Raw genomic sequence first — 18,493 nt, 5'->3', positions numbered from 1 at the left:
GGTGTGACGTGTCCGACAGGTGAGGGGTGACATATGGGATCTATCGGCAGAAGAGGGTTTGTCGCGGGCACCGTTCTCGCGGCGTTCGCCACTATGGGCGGAGAAGGCGCGGGCGCCGCGGCCGGAGGGGCGCGTCCGGTCCGCGACTTCCGGGGCGTGTGGATCGCCACCGTCTCCAACCGCGACTGGCCCTCCCGCCCCGGTCTCACCGCCGACGAGCAGCGGGCGGAACTCCTGGCCCATCTGGACATGGCCGTGGAGCGCCGGCTGAACACGGTGATCCTCCAGGTCAGGCCGGTGGCCGACGCGCTGTGGCCCTCGCCCTACGAGCCGTGGGCGCAGTGCCTGACGGGGGTCCAGGGCCGCGATCCGGGGTGGGACCCGCTGGGCACGGCCGTCGAGGAGGCTCACGACCGGGGTCTGGAGCTGCACGCCTGGTTCAACCCGTACCGTGTGGCGCATCACACGGACCCGTCCCGGCTGGTGGCGGACCACCCGGCCCGGCTCCACCCGGAGTGGGTGCTGCCCTACGGCGGGAAGCTCTTCTACAACCCCGGCCTGCCCGAGGTCCGCGCCTTCGTCCAGGACGCGATGCTGGACGCCGTGCGCCGCTACGACATCGACGCGGTGCACTGGGACGACTACTTCTACCCGTATCCGGTCAAGGGCGAGGTCTTCGACGACGACGACGCCTACCAGCGCTACGGCGGGGACTTCCCGGACAAGGCGGCCTGGCGGCGGAACAACATCGATCTGCTGGTCTCCGGCATGGCCGCGCGGATCAAGGAGATCAAGCCGGGCGTCGCCTTCGGGGTGAGCCCCTTCGGGGTGTGGCGCAACGCCGCCACCGACCCGGAGGGCTCGGACACCCGCGCGGGCGTGCAGACCTACGACGACCTCTACGCCGACACGCGCAAGTGGATCCGGGAGGGCTGGCTCGACCACGTCATCCCGCAGCTGTACTGGCACATCGGTCACCCGGCCGTCGACTACGCCAAGGCGCTGCCGTGGTGGGACGAGGTGGTACGGGGCACCGGTGTGGCTCTCCACATCGGCGAGGCGCTGTACAAGTGCGGCGACCCGGCACAGCCCGCCGCCTGGCAGGACCCCCAGGAGCTGTCCCGCCATCTGACGCTCGCCGCCCGGTACGCGTCGGTCGGCGGCCACTGCTACTTCGCCGCGAAAGAGGTCGCGGCGGACCCCATCGGGGCGATGGCCGCCGTGGTGGCGGACCACTACCCGACCAGGGCGCGTCCGCCGCGCCGGCGTTCCGGGTGAGAGTCGTCAGGGATCGTGTCCCAGGACTCGGCCCCAGGGCCTGCTCCTAGGACTTCTCGGGGTGCCGCACGACGGAGTCGGGCCCCGGCGACATCAGGGCCTCGTGACCGTCGTCGTCGAATCGCACGCGGTACGGGGGAGTGCCGTTCTCGCCCAGTACTTCCGTGATCTCGGCCGTACGGTCGTGCTGACCGACGGTCCGGCCGTGCATCAGCAGCTTGTCGCCCACGCTCGCCTGCATCGGGTGGCCTCCTCGGGGCCGGGCTTCTCCAACGGAGTCTACGTCCGCCATTGTGACCCGCGTCACCCCCTGCTGTCCTGTCGGCCCCGAGGCGTCTCAGCTCTTCGCCCGCTGGGTCACGGCGATGCAGACCAGGACCGCCACCGCGGCGATCGGGGCGGCGGGGGTGAGCGGCTCGCCGAGCAGCGACACCGACCAGACCAGGGTCAGCAGCGGCTGCGCCAACTGGAGCTGGCTGGCCTTGGGGATGCCGATCGCGGCCATGCCCCGATACCAGACGTACAGGCCGAAGAACGTCGAACCGGCGGCCACCCAGACCAGGCCCACGATGCCGTGGACGGTCAGGCGCACCGGTTCGAAGGAGAGGGCGACGGCCGAACCGACCGCCATCAGCGGCAGGCAGAGCATCAGCGCCCAGCCGATGACGTGCCAGCCGGGCATGACCCGTGCGAGCCGGCCGCCCTCGGTGTACCCGGCGGCGCACACGAGGAGCGCGCCGAAGAGGTACAGGTCGCCCGTGGACAGGGCGCCACCGCTCTGCTGGAGGGTGAAGCCGATGACGACCGCCGCGCCGGAGACGGCCGCGATCCAGAACGTACGGGAAGGGCGGCGGCCGGTGCGGACCGCGGCGAAGGCGGCCGTGGTGAGCGGCAGCAGGCCGACGACGACGGCGGCGTGCGAGGTGGTGGAGGTCTGCAAAGCCAGCGTCGTCAGCAGGGGGAAGCCGACCACGACACCGCCGGCCACCACGGCGAGGCCGGCCCAGTGGCGCCGCTCGGGCAGCGGCGCCCGCGTCGCGAGCAGGAAGGCGCCCGCGATGAGCGCGGCGAGCGTGGAGCGCACGGCGACCAGGGACCACGGGCCGAAGCTCTCCAGTCCCCAGGCGGTGGAGGGGAAGGTGAGCGAGAACGCGACGACACCCAGTGCGGCGAGGAGGGTGCCGCGGCCTCCGGTCGGCGTGGCGGGCGCGGTGGGACCGGCCGTGGTGGGACCGGTGGGCCCGGTCACGCGCGCGTCGGCGGTGGTGCGGGCCTCAGGGGCGTCGACCGCTATCGCAGTGCGGGGAGTAGCGCTATTCTCTGCTGTCATGCACGAGCGTAGCAGCGTGGCCGAACTGGCGAAATCCCTGAAGGCGGAGCTCAACCGCTACTCACCCGGTGGCAAGCTGCCGTCGAGCAGGGCTCTCGTCGAGCGCTACCGCGTCTCGCCGGTGACCGTCACCCGCGCCCTCGCCCAGCTCGCCGCCGAGGGCCTTGTCGTCACCCGCCCGGGAGCGGGCGCCTTCCGCGCGGAGACGCGCGCGCCGACGCCGGCCGTGGGCGACACCTCCTGGCAGGAGGTGGCGCTGAGCGCCGACACGGCCACCGAACTCGTGCCGAGGGCCGTCGACGCCTCCGGGGTGCTGGTCACCCTCTCCGCGCCCCCGCCGGGCGTCATCGAGTTCAACGGCGGCTATCTGCACCCCTCGCTCCAGCCGGAGCGCGCCCTGGCCGCCGCCCTGGCCCGCGCGGCCCGCCGCCCCGGCGCCTGGGGGCGGCCGCCCACCGACGGACTGCCCGAACTGCGCGAATGGTTCGCCCGCGCGATCGGCGGCACCGTCACCGCCGCCGAGATCCTCATCACCGCCGGCGGGCAGTCCGCGATCACCACCGCCCTGCGCGCCCTGGCCCCGCCCGGCACCCCCGTCCTCGTCGAGTCGCCCACCTACCCCGGCATGCTCGCGGTCGCGCGCGCCGCGGGTCTGCGGCCCGTCCCGGTCCCGGCCGACGCCGAGGGCGTACGCCCCGATCTGCTGGAAGCCGCCTTCCGGGCCACCGGAGCGCGCGTCTTCGTCTGCCAGCCGCTCTTCCAGAACCCCACCGGAGCCGTGCTGAGCGGAACGCGCCGGAGCGAGGTGGTGCGGATCGCCCGCGCGGCCGGCGCCTTCGTCGTCGAGGACGACTTCGCCCGCCGCCTCGTCCACGAGGACGCCGGGCCGCTGCCCGCGACCCTGGCCGCCGAGGACCCCGACGGCGTCGTCGTCCACGTCTGCTCCCTCACCAAACCGACCTCCCCGAGCCTGCGCGTCGGCGCTCTGGCCGCCCGGGGCCCCGTCCTGGAACGCCTGCGCGCCATCCAGGTCGTCGACAGCTTCTTCGTCCCCCGCCCCCTCCAGGAAGCCGCCCTCGAACTGGTCGGCTCGCCCGCCTGGAGCCGCCATCTGCGCGCGGTGTCCCAGGAGCTGAAGAGCCGACGCGACGTGATGACGGGCGCCCTCGCCCTCCACCTCCCCGAAGTCGCCCTGCCCCACATCCCCTCCGGCGGCTACCACCTCTGGCTCCGCCTTCCCGACGGCCTCTCCGAGGCCGCTCTGCACGCCACCGCCCTGCGCACGGGTGTCGCCGCCGCCCCCGGCCGCCCCTACTTCTGCGCGGAACCCTCCGCCGGTCACCTCCGGCTCGGCTTCGCCGGTGTCGCGGGCGCCGCGGAGATCGTGGAGGGCGTACGGCGGCTGCGGACCGCGGTCGACGAGCTGGCGCCGTGACCCCGCTCCGAAAGCGAGATGCTCCCCGCTTGACGCCGCCGACGCCCAGGGTGGGTACGAGGATCGCCCACGGTGAGGAGGAAAAGGTCGGGTTCGAGCCACTTCGAGACCCGGGCAAAAGAACGGTTCTCGGTCTCAACCGTCCCTCCGGCCACCTCGCGACCCCGTGCGACGCGGCGCATATGCCCCCTTGACCTGCCAGGCTCCCGGCCTCACGATCGCGGCCATGGGTCTTCGGGTCACGCTGGTCGCAGCGGCGCGCAGCTCCTCCCTGCTCGCCGAGCGGTTCGACGACGACCGGCCGCTCGACGAGGCCGGCTGGTACGAGGTGCAGCTCGCCGCGCACACGCTGGTCCCGCTCGGCGCGGCCGAGCTGCGCTACTGCTCCCCGACGCCCCGCAGCCGGGCCACCGGCACGGCCCTCGGCTACGCACCGCTCGCCCAGCCCGCCCTGCGGGACTGCGACATGGGCCGTTGGCGCGGTCGTACCCTCTCCGAGGTCGCCGCCCTCGAACCGGCCGCCGTCGACGCCTGGCTCACCGATCCGCGCACCGCTCCGCACGGCGGTGAGACCCTGCTCGCCTTCATCTCGCGCATAGGGGGCTGGCTCGACACCCGCCCGGCGCAGGACGGCGCCATCGTCGCGGTAGCCGAACCCGCCGTCGTACGGGCGGCCCTGGTGTACGCCCTGAAGGCGCCGCCCCTCACGTACTGGAACGTCGACGTCCGCCCCCTGTCCACCGTCACCCTCACCGGCCGCCCCGGACTGTGGCACCTCCGGCTCGCGGCGACGGCCGGCTGAGGCGCGTACGACCCCCGGGCCCGGCCTGGGCGCTGCGACAGGCCGGAGGCCGTCGGACCGGAGACCGTCGGACCCGAAGGCCGACCCGGGGCCGTCCCACCGCCACCGCCGACCGGCTAGCCTGAGACCACGATGAACCGTTTGACCACGTCATGGGGCGAATTCCCGCTCACCCGCTTCCCCGAGGACCCGCGCGACCCCCTCCGCGCCTGGGACGCCTCCGACGAGTACCTGCTGCGGCACCTGGCCGAGACGGAGACCGATCTGTCCGGCGCCGTCGCGGTCGTCGGCGACCGCTGGGGCGCCCTGGTGACCGCACTGGCCGCCCGGCGGCACGGTGAGACCACCCGGTCCACCCAGCTCACCCAGATCAGCGACTCCTGTCTCGGCCGACGGGCGACCGCCGACAACCTCGCCCGGTGCGGGGCGGCCCCGGACGCGGTCCGGCTGCTCACCACGCAGGACCCGCCGCCCGCGCGGATCGACGTCCTGCTCGTCCGCGTCCCCAAGAGCCTGGCGCTCCTGGAGGACCAGCTGCACCGCCTGGCACCGGCCGTGCACGAGGGGACCGTGGTCGTGGGTACCGGCATGGTCAAGGAGATCCACACCTCCACGCTCCGGCTCTTCGAGCGGATCCTCGGTCCCACCCGGACCTCGCTCGCCGTCAAGAAGGCCCGGCTGATCTTCTGCACCCCGGACCCCTCCCTGGAGCGAGGCGCCAACCCCTGGCCGTACCGGTACGAACTCCCCGACGACGCCCCGGCCGTCGCCGGCCGGACCGTCGTCAACCAGGCGGGGGTCTTCTGCGCCGACCGCCTCGACATCGGCACCCGCTTCTTCCTGCGGCACCTGCCCACGGATCTCGGCCCGGCCCGGGTCGTGGACCTGGGCTGCGGCAACGGAGTCGTGGGCCTGGCGGTCGCGCTCGCCGAACCGGAGGCCGAGCTGGTCTTCACCGACGAGTCGTACCAGGCCGTCGCCTCGGCCGAGGACAACTTCCGCACCCACGCCGGAGCCGGTCGGGCGGCCGAGTTCCTGGTCGGGGACGGTACGGCGGACCTTCCGGACGAGTCGGTGGACCTCGTTCTGAACAACCCGCCGTTCCACAGCCACCAGGCCACCACCGACCGCACCGCCCGCCGGATGTTCACCGACGCGCGGCGGGTGCTGCGGCCGGGCGGCGAGCTGTGGGTGGTGGGCAACCGGCACCTCGGCTACCACATCACCCTGCGCCGGATCTTCGGCGCCTGCGAACTGGTCGCCGGGGACCCGAAGTTCGTGATCCTGCGAGCGGTCAAGACGTCCGGGGCAGGGAGCCGCGGCCCGCGCGGCTGAGCTGACGTCGCCCGTAAGGCACGTGCACCACCGCGGCCCGCCCGCCGAGAAGGCCGACCCTAGCGCTGCCCCTCCCCGTCCAGCAGCGTGTCGCGCCCCGCGAGCACTTCGGCGCCCGCGAGCGTGAGCCGGCGCGGCGCCGGACGTACTCCGCCAGCGGTATTGCCCGCGAGCGCGGAGAACATCCGGCGCAGGTGGTACTCCGAGGTGGCCGCGATGCGGGCCGGCTCCGCCACGTCGAGATCCTGGTCGAGACGGCGCTCGATGTGCTCCAGGGCCTGGTTCAACTCTCCAGCATGCCCGGTCTCCTTCCTTTCGACGATCACCACGCCAGGCAGCGCCCACCATGCCGGACCCGACATCTCGTGCCGATCGAGTCGGATCCGACTGCTTTGCATAAAACTGCGGCGCCACGTATAGTCATGCTCTCCAGGAGGAGGATATCGATGACGGTACGAGCAGCAGTGGCGGGTGCGAGCGGATACGCGGGCGGAGAGCTCCTGCGTCTCCTCGTCGCCCATCCCCACGTCGAGATCGGCACCCTGACCGGTCACTCCAACGCCGGTCAGCGACTCGGCGGCCTCCAGCCGCACCTCCTGCCGCTCGCCGACCGTGTCCTCGCGCCCACCACGGCCGAGGAGCTGGCCGGGCACGACGTCGTCTTCCTCGCGCTCCCGCACGGCCAGTCCGCCGCCGTCGCCGAGCAGCTGGGCCCGGACGTCCTCGTCGTCGACATGGGCGCCGACTTCCGGCTCACGGACTCCGCCGACTGGGAGAAGTTCTACGGCTCCCCGCACGCCGGCACCTGGCCCTACGGCCTTCCGGAGCTGCCGGGCGCCCGCGCGGCGCTGGAGGGTGCCAAGCGCGTCGCGGTACCCGGCTGCTATCCCACCGCGGTCTCGCTCGCGCTCTTCCCCGCGTACGGGAGCGGTCTGGCCGAGCCCGAGGCGGTGGTCGTGGCCGCCACCGGGACCTCGGGCGCGGGCAAGGCGCTCAAGCCGCATCTGCTCGGCAGCGAGGTCATGGGTTCCATGTCCCCGTACGGCGTCGGCGGCGGCCACCGGCACACCCCGGAGATGATCCAGAACCTGAGTGCCGTTGCCGGGGAGCGGGTGGGTGTCTCCTTCACCCCGACGCTCGCCCCCATGTCGCGCGGCATCCTCGCCACCTGCTCCGCCAAGGCGAAGCCGGGCGTGACCGGCGAGGCCGTACGGGCCGCGTACGAGAAGGCCTACGCGGACGAGCCCTTCGTCCACCTGCTCCCCGAGGACCAGTGGCCGGCGACGGCGTCCGTCCAGGGCTCCAACGCCGTGCAGATCCAGGTCGCGTACGACGAGGCCGCGCACCGGGTCATCGCGATCAGCGCCATCGACAACCTCACCAAGGGCACCGCCGGCGGCGCGGTGCAGAGCATGAACATCGCCCTCGGGCTTCCCGAAGCCACTGGACTGTCCACGATGGGAGTCGCTCCGTGAGCGACGCGCGCGCAGCCGCCGGGCGGTACTTGATGACGATGCCCGCGCCTGTGCGCTGCGCGGGCGGAGAAGCGAACGGAGAAGAACAGTGAGCGTCACCGCAGCGAAGGGATTCACGGCGGCGGGTATCGCCGCCGGGATCAAGGAGAACGGCAACCCCGATCTGGCCCTCGTGGTCAACAACGGGCCCCGTCGCGCCGCCGCGGGCGTCTTCACCTCGAACCGGGTCAAGGCGGCGCCCGTCCTGTGGTCCCAGCAGGTGCTGGCCTCGGGCGAGCTGGCCGCGGTCGTGCTCAACTCCGGTGGTGCCAACGCGTGTACGGGTCCGCAGGGTTTCCAGGACACCCATGCCACCGCCGAGAAGGTCGCCGAGGTCCTGAGCGCGGCGGGTACGGAGATCGGCGCGGGTGAGGTCGCGGTCGCGTCGACCGGGCTCATCGGGCTGCTGCTCCCGATGGACAAGGTCCTGGCCGGTGTGGAGAAGGCCGCCGGGGAGCTGTCCGAGCACGGTGGCGAGAAGGCCGCCATCGCGATCAAGACCACCGACACGGTCCACAAGACGGCGGTCGTCACCAGGGACGGCTGGACCGTGGGCGGCATGGCCAAGGGCGCGGGCATGCTCGCGCCCGGCCTCGCCACCATGCTCGTCGTCCTCACCACGGACGCCGACGTGGCGAGCGGGGACCTGGACTCGGCGCTGCGGCACGCGACGAAGCTGACCTTCGACCGGGTCGACTCCGACGGCTGCATGTCGACCAACGACACGGTTCTGCTGCTGGCTTCCGGCGCCTCCGGTGTCACCCCGGTGTACGAGGAGTTCGCCGAGGCGGTCCGGGCCGTCTGCGACGATCTGGCCCGTCAGCTCATCGGCGACGCCGAGGGCGCCAGCAAGGACATCCGTATCGAGGTGGTCAACGCGGCGACCGAGGACGACGCCGTCGAGGTGGGCCGCTCCATCGCCCGCAACAACCTCCTCAAGTGCGCGATCCACGGGGAGGACCCCAACTGGGGCCGGGTGCTCTCCGCCATCGGCACGACGCGGGCGGCCTTCGACCCGGACCAGCTCAATGTCGCCATCAACGGCGTCTGGGTCTGCAAGAACGGCTCGGTCGGCGAGGACCGCGACCTCGTCGACATGCGCTACCGGGAGGTCACCATCACCGCCGACCTCGCGGCCGGTTCGGAGTCCGCCGTGATCTGGGCCAACGACCTGACCGCCGATTACGTCCACGAGAACAGCGCGTACTCCTCATGACCGGTACCCGTAAGCACACCGCGCTCCCGAAGGCGCAGATCCTCATCGAGGCGCTGCCCTGGCTGACCCGGCACCACGGCAGGACCGTCGTGATCAAGTTCGGCGGCAACGCCATGATCGACGAGGATCTCAAGGCGGCCTTCGCCCAGGACGTCGTCTTTCTGCGCCACGCCGGTCTCAAGCCGGTCGTCGTGCACGGCGGCGGGCCGCAGATCAGCGCCGCGCTCGACCAGGCGGGGCTGGTCAGCGAATTCAAGGCCGGACTGCGGGTCACGACTCCGGAGGCGATGGATGTCGTACGGATGGTCCTCGCCGGCCAGGTCCAGCGGGAGCTCGTCGGACTGCTCAACCAGCACGGCCCGTTCGCCGTCGGCATGACCGGCGAGGACGCGCACACCATCACGGCCACCAAGCACCGGCCGGTCATCGAGGGCGAACAGGTCGACATCGGCCGGGTCGGCGAGATCACCGCCATCGAGACCGGCGCCATCGAGGCGCTCCTGGAGGACGGCCGGATCCCGGTCATCTCCTCCATCGCCCGCTCCCAGGACGACGGACATGTCTACAACGTCAATGCTGATACGGCGGCTGCGGCACTCGCTGCGGCGCTGGGCGCCGAGACCCTGATGGTCCTGACCGACGTCGAGGGCCTCTACGAGGACTGGCCGAACAGCGACGAGGTCATCAGCCGGCTCACCGCGAGCCAGCTGGAGAAGCTGCTGCCGGAGCTCTCCAGCGGCATGGTCCCGAAGATGGAGGGCTGTCTGCACGCCGTGCGCAACGGGGTCACGACGGCCCGTGTGATCGACGGCCGGGTGCAGCACTCCATCCTGTTGGAGATCTTCACCGACGAGGGCATCGGCACGATGGTGGTGCCGGACGGACAGGGGGAGCGGTGACCAACGAGGAACGGGCAGGGGGAGCCGTGACCAACGAGGAACGGACAGGGGCAGCCGTGACCAACGCGGAACTGAGCCTGCGGTGGCAGGGCTCGCTGATGGACAACTACGGCACGCCCCGGCTGCCGCTCGTCCGCGGCGAGGGCGTCCGGGTCTGGGACGCGGACGGCAGGGAGTACCTCGACTTCGTCGGCGGCATCGCCGTCAACGCGCTCGGCCACGCCCACCCGGCGGTCGTCGAGGCGGTGTCCCGGCAGGTCGCGTCCCTCGGGCATGTCTCCAATCTCTTCGTCGCCGAGCCGCCCGTCGCCCTCGCCGAGCGGCTGCTCCAGCTCTTCGGCCGCCCGGGACGGGTCTTCTTCTGCAACTCCGGCGCCGAGGCCAACGAAGGCGCCTTCAAGATCGGCCGGCTGACCGGCCGCGGCCACATGGTCGCCACCGAGGGCGGGTTCCACGGCCGGACCATGGGCTCCCTCGCCCTGACCGGCCAGCCCGGCAAGCAGACTCCGTTCCTGCCGCTGCCCGGTGACGTCACGCATGTGCCGTACGGAGACGTGGAGGCCCTGCGGGCCGCGGTCACGGAGAGCACCGCACTTGTGATCATCGAGCCGATCCAGGGCGAGAACGGTGTCGTCGTCCCGCCCGTCGGCTATCTCCGGGCCGCCCGCGAGATCACCCGCGCCACCGGGACCCTGCTCGTCCTCGACGAGGTCCAGACGGGGGTCGGCCGGTGCGGCACCTGGTTCGAGTACCAGGCCCATGAGGGTGTCGACCCCGACATCGTGACCCTCGCCAAGGGCCTGGGCGGCGGCCTGCCGCTCGGCGCGACCGTCGCCTTCGGCGAGGCGGCCGAGCTGCTCAAGCCCGGTCACCACGGCACCACCTTCGGCGGGAACCCGGTCGCGTGCGCCGCCGGACTCGCGGTCCTGGACACCCTGGCCGCCGACGGGGCCCTCGACGAGGTCAAGCGCCTCGGCGAGCGGCTGCGCGGCGGAATCGAGGGTCTGAAGCACCCGCTGGTCTCCCACGTCCGCGGCGCGGGCCTGCTGCTGGGTATCGTGCTCACCGAGTCCCTCGCACCCCAGGTGCAGCAGGCGGCTCAGGACGCCGGCCTCCTGGTGAACGCGCCCGCTCCCGATGTCGTACGGCTCATGCCGGCACTGATCATCACGGACGCGGAGGTGGACGCCTTCCTGGAGGTGTTCGAGGGCGTCCTCGACGGAGCGGTGAACGGGGAAGGATGAACCGGAGAATGGGACGACGATGACCGACGCGCAGGAAACCGAGCACTGGGGGTCCCCCCGGGCGGAGCCCGGGGGAGGGCCGTCGGTTCCGCAGACCCGCACGGCACGCCACCGCAGGATCGTCGACATTCTCAACCGGCAGCCGGTCCGCTCCCAGAGCCAGCTGGCCAAGCTGCTCGCGGACGACGGGCTGAGCGTCACCCAGGCGACGCTCTCCCGAGACCTGGACGAGCTGGGCGCGGTGAAGATCCGCAACACGGGCGGCGAGCTGATCTACGCGGTGCCCAGTGAAGGCGGTTTCCGCACCCCGCAGGCGCCGCTCGGCGAGTCCGCCAAGGAGGAGCGGATGCGGCGCCTCTCCGGCGAACTGCTGATCTCCGCCGAGGCCTCCGCCAACCTCGTGGTGCTGCGGACCCCGCCGGGGGCCGCCCAGTTCCTCGCGTCGGCCATCGACCAGGCCGAACTCCACGCGATCCTCGGCACGATCGCGGGCGACGACACGCTGCTTCTGATCTCCCGCGACCCGGCGGGCGGCCAGGCACTCGCCGACCATCTGCTGCGGCTCGCGCAGAAGGAGAGCTGACGCAGCCGGCGGCGGTTCAGTACCGGACGATCGCCGTCCGGCCTTCCCGCGTGCCGATGGCGATGTGCGGGCGCCGCGCCGGGTCGGCCCAGGCCAGGATCCCTCGCATCGCCTCCGCGGGTACGGACACGCAACCGGCCGTCGCGCCGCGCCCGTCGACGTGGAGGAAGATCCCGGCGCCGCGCCCGCGCACGGGCTGGGCGTAGTTGAAACCGATCACCAGGGCGTGCGCGTACTGCGTGCCGTACGAGACGAGATGCTCGGCCTCGGTCGCCCGGCAGTCGTCGGGCAGTCCCTCGACCCAGCGGTTGTACGCACGCGAGTCGTTGTCCTGGCACCACCAGGACCGGTCCGTGACGCGGACGAAGGGCGAACGCGTACGCGCCGGCGGGGGTTTGATCCCGAAGGCGTACGGAAGGTCGTACAGGCCGGCCGGTGTCGTGTCGGTCCCCTGCCGGCGCCGGTCCCCCTCCACCAGCCCGTTCGCGCCGAACCTGGCCGGCGCGGAGCCCGCCTCGACCCATCGCGAGCCGCGCCGGTCCCACCAGGTGACGGTCCCGGTGGTGGACCGGGCGTCCGGGGCCTCGGCCGTGATCAGCTGCGTACCGCCGCCGGTGTCGGCCATCCGCGCGGGCAGCGGGTCCTCCCGCACCGGCGGGACCGCGACGAGCAGGGCGGACGCGAGGACGAGAGCGGTGCGCATGCTCAGGACCGTACGCGCGCCGCGCCCGAGACGCCGGTCCGACGCGTCCGCATGGGCCGTCCTTGCGCGACGGCGTTGACGAATCATGCATACCTCTGCATACTTATGCCCATCGGCGTCCGCGCCCGCCCCTCTTCGCGCGGCGTGACCTCGCCTGAGCGCGACTCGTTCCACAGCCGCCTCCCCGTATCTCCGCGGCGGGGAGGCGGCCGTACACCCACCCTCTTGAGGAGCAGTAGCTGTGAGCAGCAACAACGGTGACGTCCGGCTCTGGGGCGCCCGGTTCGCCGACGGCCCGGCCGAGGCCCTGGCGAAGCTGTCGGCCTCGGTGCACTTCGACTGGCGCCTCGCGCCGTACGACATCGCCGGTTCCCGCGCCCACGCGCGCGTGCTCCACCGGGCGGGGCTGCTCACCGAGGACGAGCTGACGCGCATGCTCGCCGGCCTCGACCGGCTCCAGGCCGACGTGGCCGACGGCTCCTTCGTCGGCACCGTCGCCGACGAGGACGTGCACACCGCCCTGGAGCGCGGCCTTCTGGAGCGCCTCGGCCCGGACCTCGGGGGCAAGCTGCGTGCCGGCCGGTCCCGCAACGACCAGGTCGCCACCCTCTTCCGGATGTACCTGCGCGACCACGCCCGGATCATCGGCGGCCTGATCGCCGACCTCCAGGACGCGCTCGTGGGCCTCGCGGAGGCGCACCCGGACGTCGCGATGCCGGGCCGTACGCACCTCCAGCACGCCCAGCCGGTGCTCTTCGCCCACCACGTCCTCGCCCACGCCCAGGCGCTCTCGCGGGACGCCGAGCGGCTGCGTCAGTGGGACACCCGTACCGCCGTCTCGCCGTACGGCTCCGGCGCCCTGGCCGGCTCCTCGCTCGGGCTCGACCCGGAGGCGGTCGCCAAGGACCTCGGCTTCGAGCGCGGCTCGGTCGGCAACTCGATCGACGGCACGGCCTCGCGTGACTTCGTCGCCGAGTTCGCCTTCATCACGGCGATGATCGGGGTGAACCTCTCCCGTATCGCGGAGGAGATCATCATCTGGAACACGAAGGAGTTCTCCTTCGTGACCCTGCACGACGCCTTCTCCACCGGGTCGTCGATCATGCCGCAGAAGAAGAACCCGGACATCGCCGAGCTGGCCCGGGGCAAGTCGGGCCGCCTGATCGGCAACCTCTCGGGCCTGATGGCCACCTTGAAGGCGCTGCCGCTCGCGTACAACCGGGACCTCCAGGAGGACAAGGAGCCGGTCTTCGACTCCTGCGACCAACTGGAGATCCTGCTCCCGGCGTTCACCGGCATGATGGCCACGCTCACCGTCAACCGGGAGCGCATGGAGGAGCTGGCCCCGGCCGGCTTCTCGCTCGCCACCGACGTCGCCGAGTGGCTGGTGAAGCAGGGCGTGCCGTTCCGGGTGGCGCACGAGGTCGCCGGTGAGTGTGTGAAGGTCGCCGAGGCGGAGGGCAAGGAGCTGGACGAGCTCACGGACGACCAGTTCGCGAAGATCTCCGCGCACCTGACCCCCGAGGTCCGTACGGTCCTCAACGTCCCCGGCGCCCTCGCCTCCCGCGACGGCCGCGGGGGTACGGCCCCGTCGGCGGTCGCCGCCCAGCTGGTGGAGGTCAAGGCCGACCTGGTGATCCAGCACGCCTGGGCCACCGCCAAGCAGTAGCCCGTACGACCGTCACAGCGCCGCCGCCCAGTCCGCGAGCGCGTCGAAGTCCGGCCGGACCAGCCCGGTCCGGGGATCGACGCGCGGCAACAGGGCGGCGGCGCCGTGCGTTGTTCCGCGTACTCGCGCCTCCAGCCGTCAGCCGCAGGCCTCACTGAGGCGGCGAATTATCGGATGAGACGGTGATGTCTCATTCGGTGTATGGTTGTCTCATGTCGCTCGATCGTAACCAGGTGCTCCGCACCGCCGCCGCCCTGCTCTCCCGGAAGTCGACCGCCACCATGGACGAGGTCGCCCGGGCCGCCGGTATCGGCCGCGCCACCCTGCACCGGCACTTCGCCGGGCGGGACGCGCTGGTCAGGGCGTTGGAGGCGATGGGGCTCCAGGAGTTCGAGGCCGCGTGCGACGCGGCACGCCTCGACGACGGCCCGGCCGACGAGGCGCTGCGGCGGCTCGTCGCCGAGACCGAGCCCAACGCGCAGCTGCTGGCCTTCCTCGTCACCGAGAACCAGCTCTTCGAGGGCGACGACGTGGACGAGGGCTGGGCCCGGCTCGACGCGAGGGTCAGTGCCCTCTTCAGGCGCGGCCAGGAGGAAGGCACCTTCCGGATCGACCTGAGCCCCGCCTGGCTCACCGAGGCCCTCTACGGCCTCGTCTCGGCCTGTGCCTGGTCCGTGATGGACGGCCGGGTCGCCACCAAGGACTTTCAGTACATGATCACCGAGCTCCTGCTCGGTGGCGCACGACGGAGCGTGGAGAAATGAGCAGCACCCAGCAGCTGAGCCCGACGACGGGGACGGTGGTGAAGAGCCCCGGCCGCTGGCTCGCGCTCTCGGTCCTCGTCCTGGCCGTCCTGCTGGTCGCCGTGGACGCCACCGTACTCGGCCTCGCGACCCCCTCCCTCAGCGAGGACCTCAAGCCGTCCGGCACACAGCTGCTCTGGATCGGCGACATCTACTCCTTCGTCATCGCCGGCCTGCTCGTCTCCATGGGCTCCCTCGGCGACCGGATCGGCCGCAAGAAGCTGCTCCTGATCGGCGCGACCGCCTTCGGCGCCGTCTCCGTGCTCAACGCGTACGCGACCAGCCCCGAGATGATGATCGTGGCCCGAGCGCTGCTCGGTGTCGCCGGTGCGACCCTGATGCCGTCGACCCTGGCGCTGATCCGGAACATCTTCCACGACCCCAAGGAGCGCAGCCTCGCCATCGGCATCTGGGGCGCCACCGCCTCGGCCGGCGCGGCCATCGGCCCGGTCGTCGGCGGAGCGCTGCTCCAGCACTTCTACTGGGGCTCGGTCTTCCTCATCAACCTGCCCGTGATGGCGGTCCTGGTCCTGGTCGGCATCAAGCTGCTCCCCGAGTCCAGGAATCCGGTCACCGGCCCCTGGGACCTGATCAGCGTCGGCCTCTCGCTCGTCGGCATCATCGGCGTCGTCTACGCGATCAAGGAGCTCGCCTCCCACGGCGTGTCCGTGGAGGTCGTCGCCGCCGCCGTCATCGGCGCCGCCGCCCTGTACGCCTTCGTCCGCCGTCAGTACGCGCTGACCGCGCCGCTGCTCGACATGCGGCTGTTCAAGCACCGCGGCTTCTCGGGCGCCGTCCTGGCCGACCTGCTCACCGTCTTCGGACTGTCCGGACTGGTCTTCTTCCTCTCCCAGTTCCTCCAGCTCGTCCAGGGCCGTGAGCCGCTGGAAGCCGGACTGGCCGAACTCCCCGCCGCCATCGGCGCGGTGGTCACCGGTCTGATCGCGGGCCGCTACGCCCGGCGGTTCTCCGTACGGGGCATCGTGGCCGGCGGTCTCGCCGCGATCGGACTCGCGCTCGCCGTCATCACCCTGGTCCACCGGGAGACCGGCTACCCGCTGCTCGGCGCCGCCCTGCTCGTCGTCGGCCTCGGCGCCGGGTTCTCCTTCACCGTGACCGCCGACGTGATCCTCTCCAGCGTGCCCAAGGAGCAGGCGGGTTCCGCCTCCGCCGTCTCCGAGACCGCGTACGAACTCGGCGCGGCCCTCGGCATCGCGCTCCTCGGCTCGATCGTCACCGGCGTCTACCAGGGCTTCACCACCCCGGCGGGCGTCCCCTCCGGCGCCGCCGCGGCGGCCCACGAGTCGCTCGGCGGTGCGGTCGAGGCCTCCACCGGTCTGGCCCCGGACGCGGCGACCGCCCTGGTCTCCACGGCCCAGGACGCCTTCGTCGACGGCCTGAACATCGCGGCGGGCGTCGGAGCGGCGGTCCTGCTCGCGACGTCGGTGGCGGCCTGGTTCCTCCTGAAGGGCCAGAAGCTGGAGGACGGGCTGGAGCACCCGTAACCCCGGTGCGGCCCAACGCCACGGGCCGGGGTCCTTCTTCGAGGACCCCGGCCCGTCGGCCATCCGCCACCGCCGCTACGCGGCCTTCGCCTTGGTGGCGTACATGTCCACGTACTCCTGACCGGAGAGCCGCATCACCTCGGCCATCACCGAGTCCGTCACCGCCCGCAGCACATAGCGGTCCCGGTCCATCCCCTCGTACCGCGAGAACTCCATCGGCTCACCGAACCGGACCGTCACCCGCCCCGGCCGCGGCAGCCCCGCCCCGCCCGGCTGGATCTTGTCCGTGCCGATCATCGCGAACGGCACCACCGGCGCGCCCGTCATCAGCGTGAGCCGCGCGATGCCCGTACGGCCCCGGTACAGCCGGCCGTCGGGGGAGCGGGTGCCCTCCGGGTAGATCGAGAAGATCTTGCCCTCCTCCAGCACCCGGCGGCCCGTCATCAGCGCCGCGACACCGCCGCGCCCGCCGTCGCGGTCGACCGGGATCATGCCGACACTGGTGAAGAACCAGGCCATCAGCCGGCCCTTGAAGCCCTTGCCGGTCACGTACTCGTCCTTGCCGATGAAGAAGACCGGACGGTCCGTGCAGATCGGCATGATCATCGAGTCGATGAAGGTGAGGTGGTTGCCCGCCAGGATGACCGGACCCGTCCCCGGGATGTTCTCGGCGCCCTCCACACGTGGACGGAACATCAGGCGCAGGATCGGTCCGAGCACTGCCTTGATGAGTGCGAGACGGGACAACGGTTCCTCCGGTGTCGGGGCGGGCGGTCTGTGCAGGTGGCGACGATACTCGCGGGTCACCACGGTGCGCACATCGGGTTCACCGACCGGATACACAGTGTTGACGTGAGTTTCCGTCATGTTCGGCCGGGGTCTGCCGGAGGTAAGAGGTGACTGCCTACGGTCGGACCGACCACCGACCGGCACGGACAGGTGCGGGACATCACACAGAAGGAGCCTTCATGACACAGGGTGCACACCGGACGCCGGGCCGGCGGACGGTACTCGGAGCGGCGGGAGCGGCCGTGCTCGGCGCCTCGACGGTCCTGCCCACGGGCGCGGCCCGGGCCGCCGAGGCCAAGGGCACAGGGCGCGGCCACCGCTCCCTGCCCGTCCCCACCGTCATCGCGCACCGCGGCGCCAGCGGCTACCGCCCGGAGCACACCCTCGGCTCCTACCAGCTCGCCCTCGACATGGGCGCGCACGTCATCGAGCAGGACCTCGTCCCCACCAAGGACGGGCATCTGGTCTGCCGCCACGAGAACGACATCACCGGCACCACCGACGTCGCCGACCGCCCCGAGTTCGCCTCCCGCAGGACCACCAAGTCCGTCGACGGGACCTCCCTCACCGGCTGGTTCACCGAGGACTTCACGCTCGCCGAACTCAAGACGCTGCGCGCCAAGGAGCGCATCCCCGGCATCCGCCAGGAGAACACGCTCTACGACGGCCGCTGGGAGATACCCACCTTCGAGGAGGTGCTGCGCTGGGCCGAGCGGGAGGGGCGCCGCCGAGGCCGGGAGGTCTGGCTGCACGTCGAGACCAAGCACCCCACCTACTTCCGCTCCGTCGGCCTCGGCCTGGAGGAGCGGCTCGCCACGCTGCTGCGCCGGTACGGACGCCACCGCGCCGACTCGCCGACATTCCTCCAGTCCTTCGAGCCGACCAGCATGCGGCGGATGGCGAAGCTCGTCGCCACCCCGCGCGTGGTGCTCCTGTGGACGCCGGACGACCGCCCCTGGGACTTCCGCGAGGCGGGCGACCCGCGCACGGTCGCCGACCTCATCACGCCCGAGGGCCTGGCGTGGATCGCCTCCTACGCGCAGGGCATCGGCCCGCTGCTCGACCTGGTCATCCCCAAGGACAAGGACGGCAGGCTGGGCGAGCCCACCACGCTGGTGCGCGACGCGCACGCCAAGGGCCTGATCCTCCATCCGTACACCCACCGCAACGAGAACACCTTCCTCCCCGCCGACTTCCGCCGCGGCACCGACCCGGCGGCGTACGGGGACGCCTTCGGCGCGCTGAAGAAGTACCTGGCGACCGGCATCGACGGCATCTTCTCCGACAACCCGGACACCGCACTCCTGGCCGCCCAGGACTTCCGGACCGGCTGACGGCGCGCCACCCGGTCGGAACCCCCGACCGGGTGGTTCGGCCCGTCCCGCGCA

Annotated in this window: 17 protein-coding genes and 1 pseudogene; 13 read left to right on the top strand and 5 right to left on the bottom strand. The window is 72.1% G+C overall.

All coding sequences use genetic code 11. The features are described from left to right. The first annotated feature begins 33 nt into the window (after positions 1-33). The gene (locus ACWDX6_RS16180; RefSeq protein ID WP_451485581.1) at positions 34-1,278 is read left to right on the top strand and encodes a glycoside hydrolase family 10 protein; all 1,245 of its coding nucleotides are present in this window, start codon (positions 34-36) and stop codon (positions 1,276-1,278) included. A 46-nt stretch (positions 1,279-1,324) separates the two neighbouring features. Here the strand turns inward: ACWDX6_RS16180 and ACWDX6_RS16175 are convergent, their stop codons facing one another. Continuing rightward, positions 1,325-1,519: a DUF1918 domain-containing protein gene (locus tag ACWDX6_RS16175; RefSeq protein WP_403290864.1), complete on the bottom strand. Its 195-nt coding sequence runs from the start codon at positions 1,517-1,519 to the stop codon at positions 1,325-1,327. A 96-nt stretch (positions 1,520-1,615) separates the two neighbouring features. Continuing rightward, positions 1,616-2,608 carry a DMT family transporter gene (locus ACWDX6_RS16170; protein WP_451485580.1) on the bottom strand — a complete coding sequence of 331 codons (993 nt, stop codon included), beginning with the start codon at positions 2,606-2,608 and terminating at the stop codon, positions 1,616-1,618. Here ACWDX6_RS16170 and ACWDX6_RS16165 point away from each other — a divergent pair. The 3 genes from ACWDX6_RS16165 to ACWDX6_RS16155 all read left to right on the top strand — a co-directional run bounded on the left by ACWDX6_RS16165 (position 2,607) and on the right by ACWDX6_RS16155 (position 6,180). Continuing rightward, entirely contained in the window at positions 2,607-4,043 is a 1,437-nt protein-coding gene (locus tag ACWDX6_RS16165) for an aminotransferase-like domain-containing protein (RefSeq protein WP_451485579.1), read from the top strand. The two genes, ACWDX6_RS16170 and ACWDX6_RS16165, sit on opposite strands and share 2 nt — an antisense overlap. A 226-nt stretch (positions 4,044-4,269) precedes the next feature. Then, positions 4,270-4,845, top strand: a complete 576-nt coding sequence (locus ACWDX6_RS16160) for a histidine phosphatase family protein (protein ID WP_451485578.1) — start codon at positions 4,270-4,272, stop codon at positions 4,843-4,845. 132 nt (positions 4,846-4,977) lie between these two features. Beyond that, positions 4,978-6,180 carry a methyltransferase gene (locus ACWDX6_RS16155; protein WP_451485577.1) on the top strand — a complete coding sequence of 401 codons (1,203 nt, stop codon included), beginning with the start codon at positions 4,978-4,980 and terminating at the stop codon, positions 6,178-6,180. Between the two features lie 77 nt (positions 6,181-6,257). Here the strand turns inward: ACWDX6_RS16155 and ACWDX6_RS16150 are convergent. Next, positions 6,258-6,506: pseudogene (locus ACWDX6_RS16150) on the bottom strand (AraC family transcriptional regulator); the annotation flags it as partial. 120 nt (positions 6,507-6,626) lie between these two features. On the opposite strand from ACWDX6_RS16150, the gene argC reads away from it, so the two are divergent. From argC to ACWDX6_RS16125, 5 genes are all read left to right on the top strand, one after another. After that, on the top strand, positions 6,627-7,655 hold the full coding sequence (gene argC, locus ACWDX6_RS16145; protein WP_451485576.1) for an N-acetyl-gamma-glutamyl-phosphate reductase: 1,029 nt from the start codon (positions 6,627-6,629) through the stop codon (positions 7,653-7,655). A gap of 88 nt (positions 7,656-7,743) precedes the next feature. After that, positions 7,744-8,910 (top strand): bifunctional glutamate N-acetyltransferase/amino-acid acetyltransferase ArgJ, encoded by a 1,167-nt coding sequence (gene argJ / locus ACWDX6_RS16140; protein WP_451485575.1) that lies wholly within the window; start codon positions 7,744-7,746, stop codon positions 8,908-8,910. Next, positions 8,907-9,809, top strand: coding sequence for an acetylglutamate kinase (argB, locus tag ACWDX6_RS16135; protein WP_451485574.1), 903 nt, complete (start codon positions 8,907-8,909; stop codon positions 9,807-9,809). The genes argJ and argB overlap by 4 nt, the downstream gene beginning before the upstream one ends. 56 nt (positions 9,810-9,865) lie before the next feature. After that, the gene (locus ACWDX6_RS16130) at positions 9,866-11,053 is read left to right on the top strand and encodes an acetylornithine transaminase (protein WP_451485573.1); all 1,188 of its coding nucleotides are present in this window, start codon (positions 9,866-9,868) and stop codon (positions 11,051-11,053) included. Positions 11,054-11,072: 19 nt separating this feature from the next. Beyond that, on the top strand, positions 11,073-11,636 hold the full coding sequence (locus ACWDX6_RS16125; protein ID WP_451485572.1) for an arginine repressor: 564 nt from the start codon (positions 11,073-11,075) through the stop codon (positions 11,634-11,636). A 16-nt stretch (positions 11,637-11,652) separates the two neighbouring features. Here ACWDX6_RS16125 and ACWDX6_RS16120 read toward each other — a convergent pair whose 3' ends face one another. Continuing rightward, complete coding sequence (locus tag ACWDX6_RS16120) at positions 11,653-12,339, bottom strand: L,D-transpeptidase family protein (protein ID WP_451485571.1); 687 nt, start codon at positions 12,337-12,339, stop codon at positions 11,653-11,655. 241 nt (positions 12,340-12,580) lie between these two features. Here ACWDX6_RS16120 and argH point away from each other — a divergent pair, with 241 nt between their 5' ends. The 3 genes from argH (at position 12,581) to ACWDX6_RS16105 (ending at position 16,316) form a co-directional block, all read left to right on the top strand. After that, on the top strand, positions 12,581-14,008 hold the full coding sequence (gene argH / locus ACWDX6_RS16115) for an argininosuccinate lyase (protein WP_451485570.1): 1,428 nt from the start codon (positions 12,581-12,583) through the stop codon (positions 14,006-14,008). A gap of 212 nt (positions 14,009-14,220) precedes the next feature. After that, positions 14,221-14,772, top strand: a complete 552-nt coding sequence (locus ACWDX6_RS16110; RefSeq protein ID WP_451485569.1) for a TetR/AcrR family transcriptional regulator — start codon at positions 14,221-14,223, stop codon at positions 14,770-14,772. Further along, positions 14,769-16,316: an MFS transporter gene (locus ACWDX6_RS16105; RefSeq protein ID WP_451485568.1), complete on the top strand. Its 1,548-nt coding sequence runs from the start codon at positions 14,769-14,771 to the stop codon at positions 16,314-16,316. Before ACWDX6_RS16110 ends, ACWDX6_RS16105 begins: the two co-directional genes overlap by 4 nt. Positions 16,317-16,391: 75 nt before the next feature. Here ACWDX6_RS16105 and ACWDX6_RS16100 read toward each other — a convergent pair whose 3' ends face one another. Continuing rightward, positions 16,392-17,063 carry a lysophospholipid acyltransferase family protein gene (locus ACWDX6_RS16100; RefSeq protein ID WP_356895083.1) on the bottom strand — a complete coding sequence of 224 codons (672 nt, stop codon included), beginning with the start codon at positions 17,061-17,063 and terminating at the stop codon, positions 16,392-16,394. 221 nt (positions 17,064-17,284) lie between these two features. Between ACWDX6_RS16100 and ACWDX6_RS16095 the strand changes: the two genes are divergently transcribed. Beyond that, the gene (locus ACWDX6_RS16095) at positions 17,285-18,439 is read left to right on the top strand and encodes a glycerophosphodiester phosphodiesterase (protein WP_451485567.1); all 1,155 of its coding nucleotides are present in this window, start codon (positions 17,285-17,287) and stop codon (positions 18,437-18,439) included. The last annotated feature ends 54 nt before the right edge of the window (positions 18,440-18,493 follow it).

It is taken from the genome of Streptomyces sp. NPDC003027, from assembly GCF_053591435.1.
This window is presented reverse-complemented; position numbering and strand designations above follow the sequence as displayed.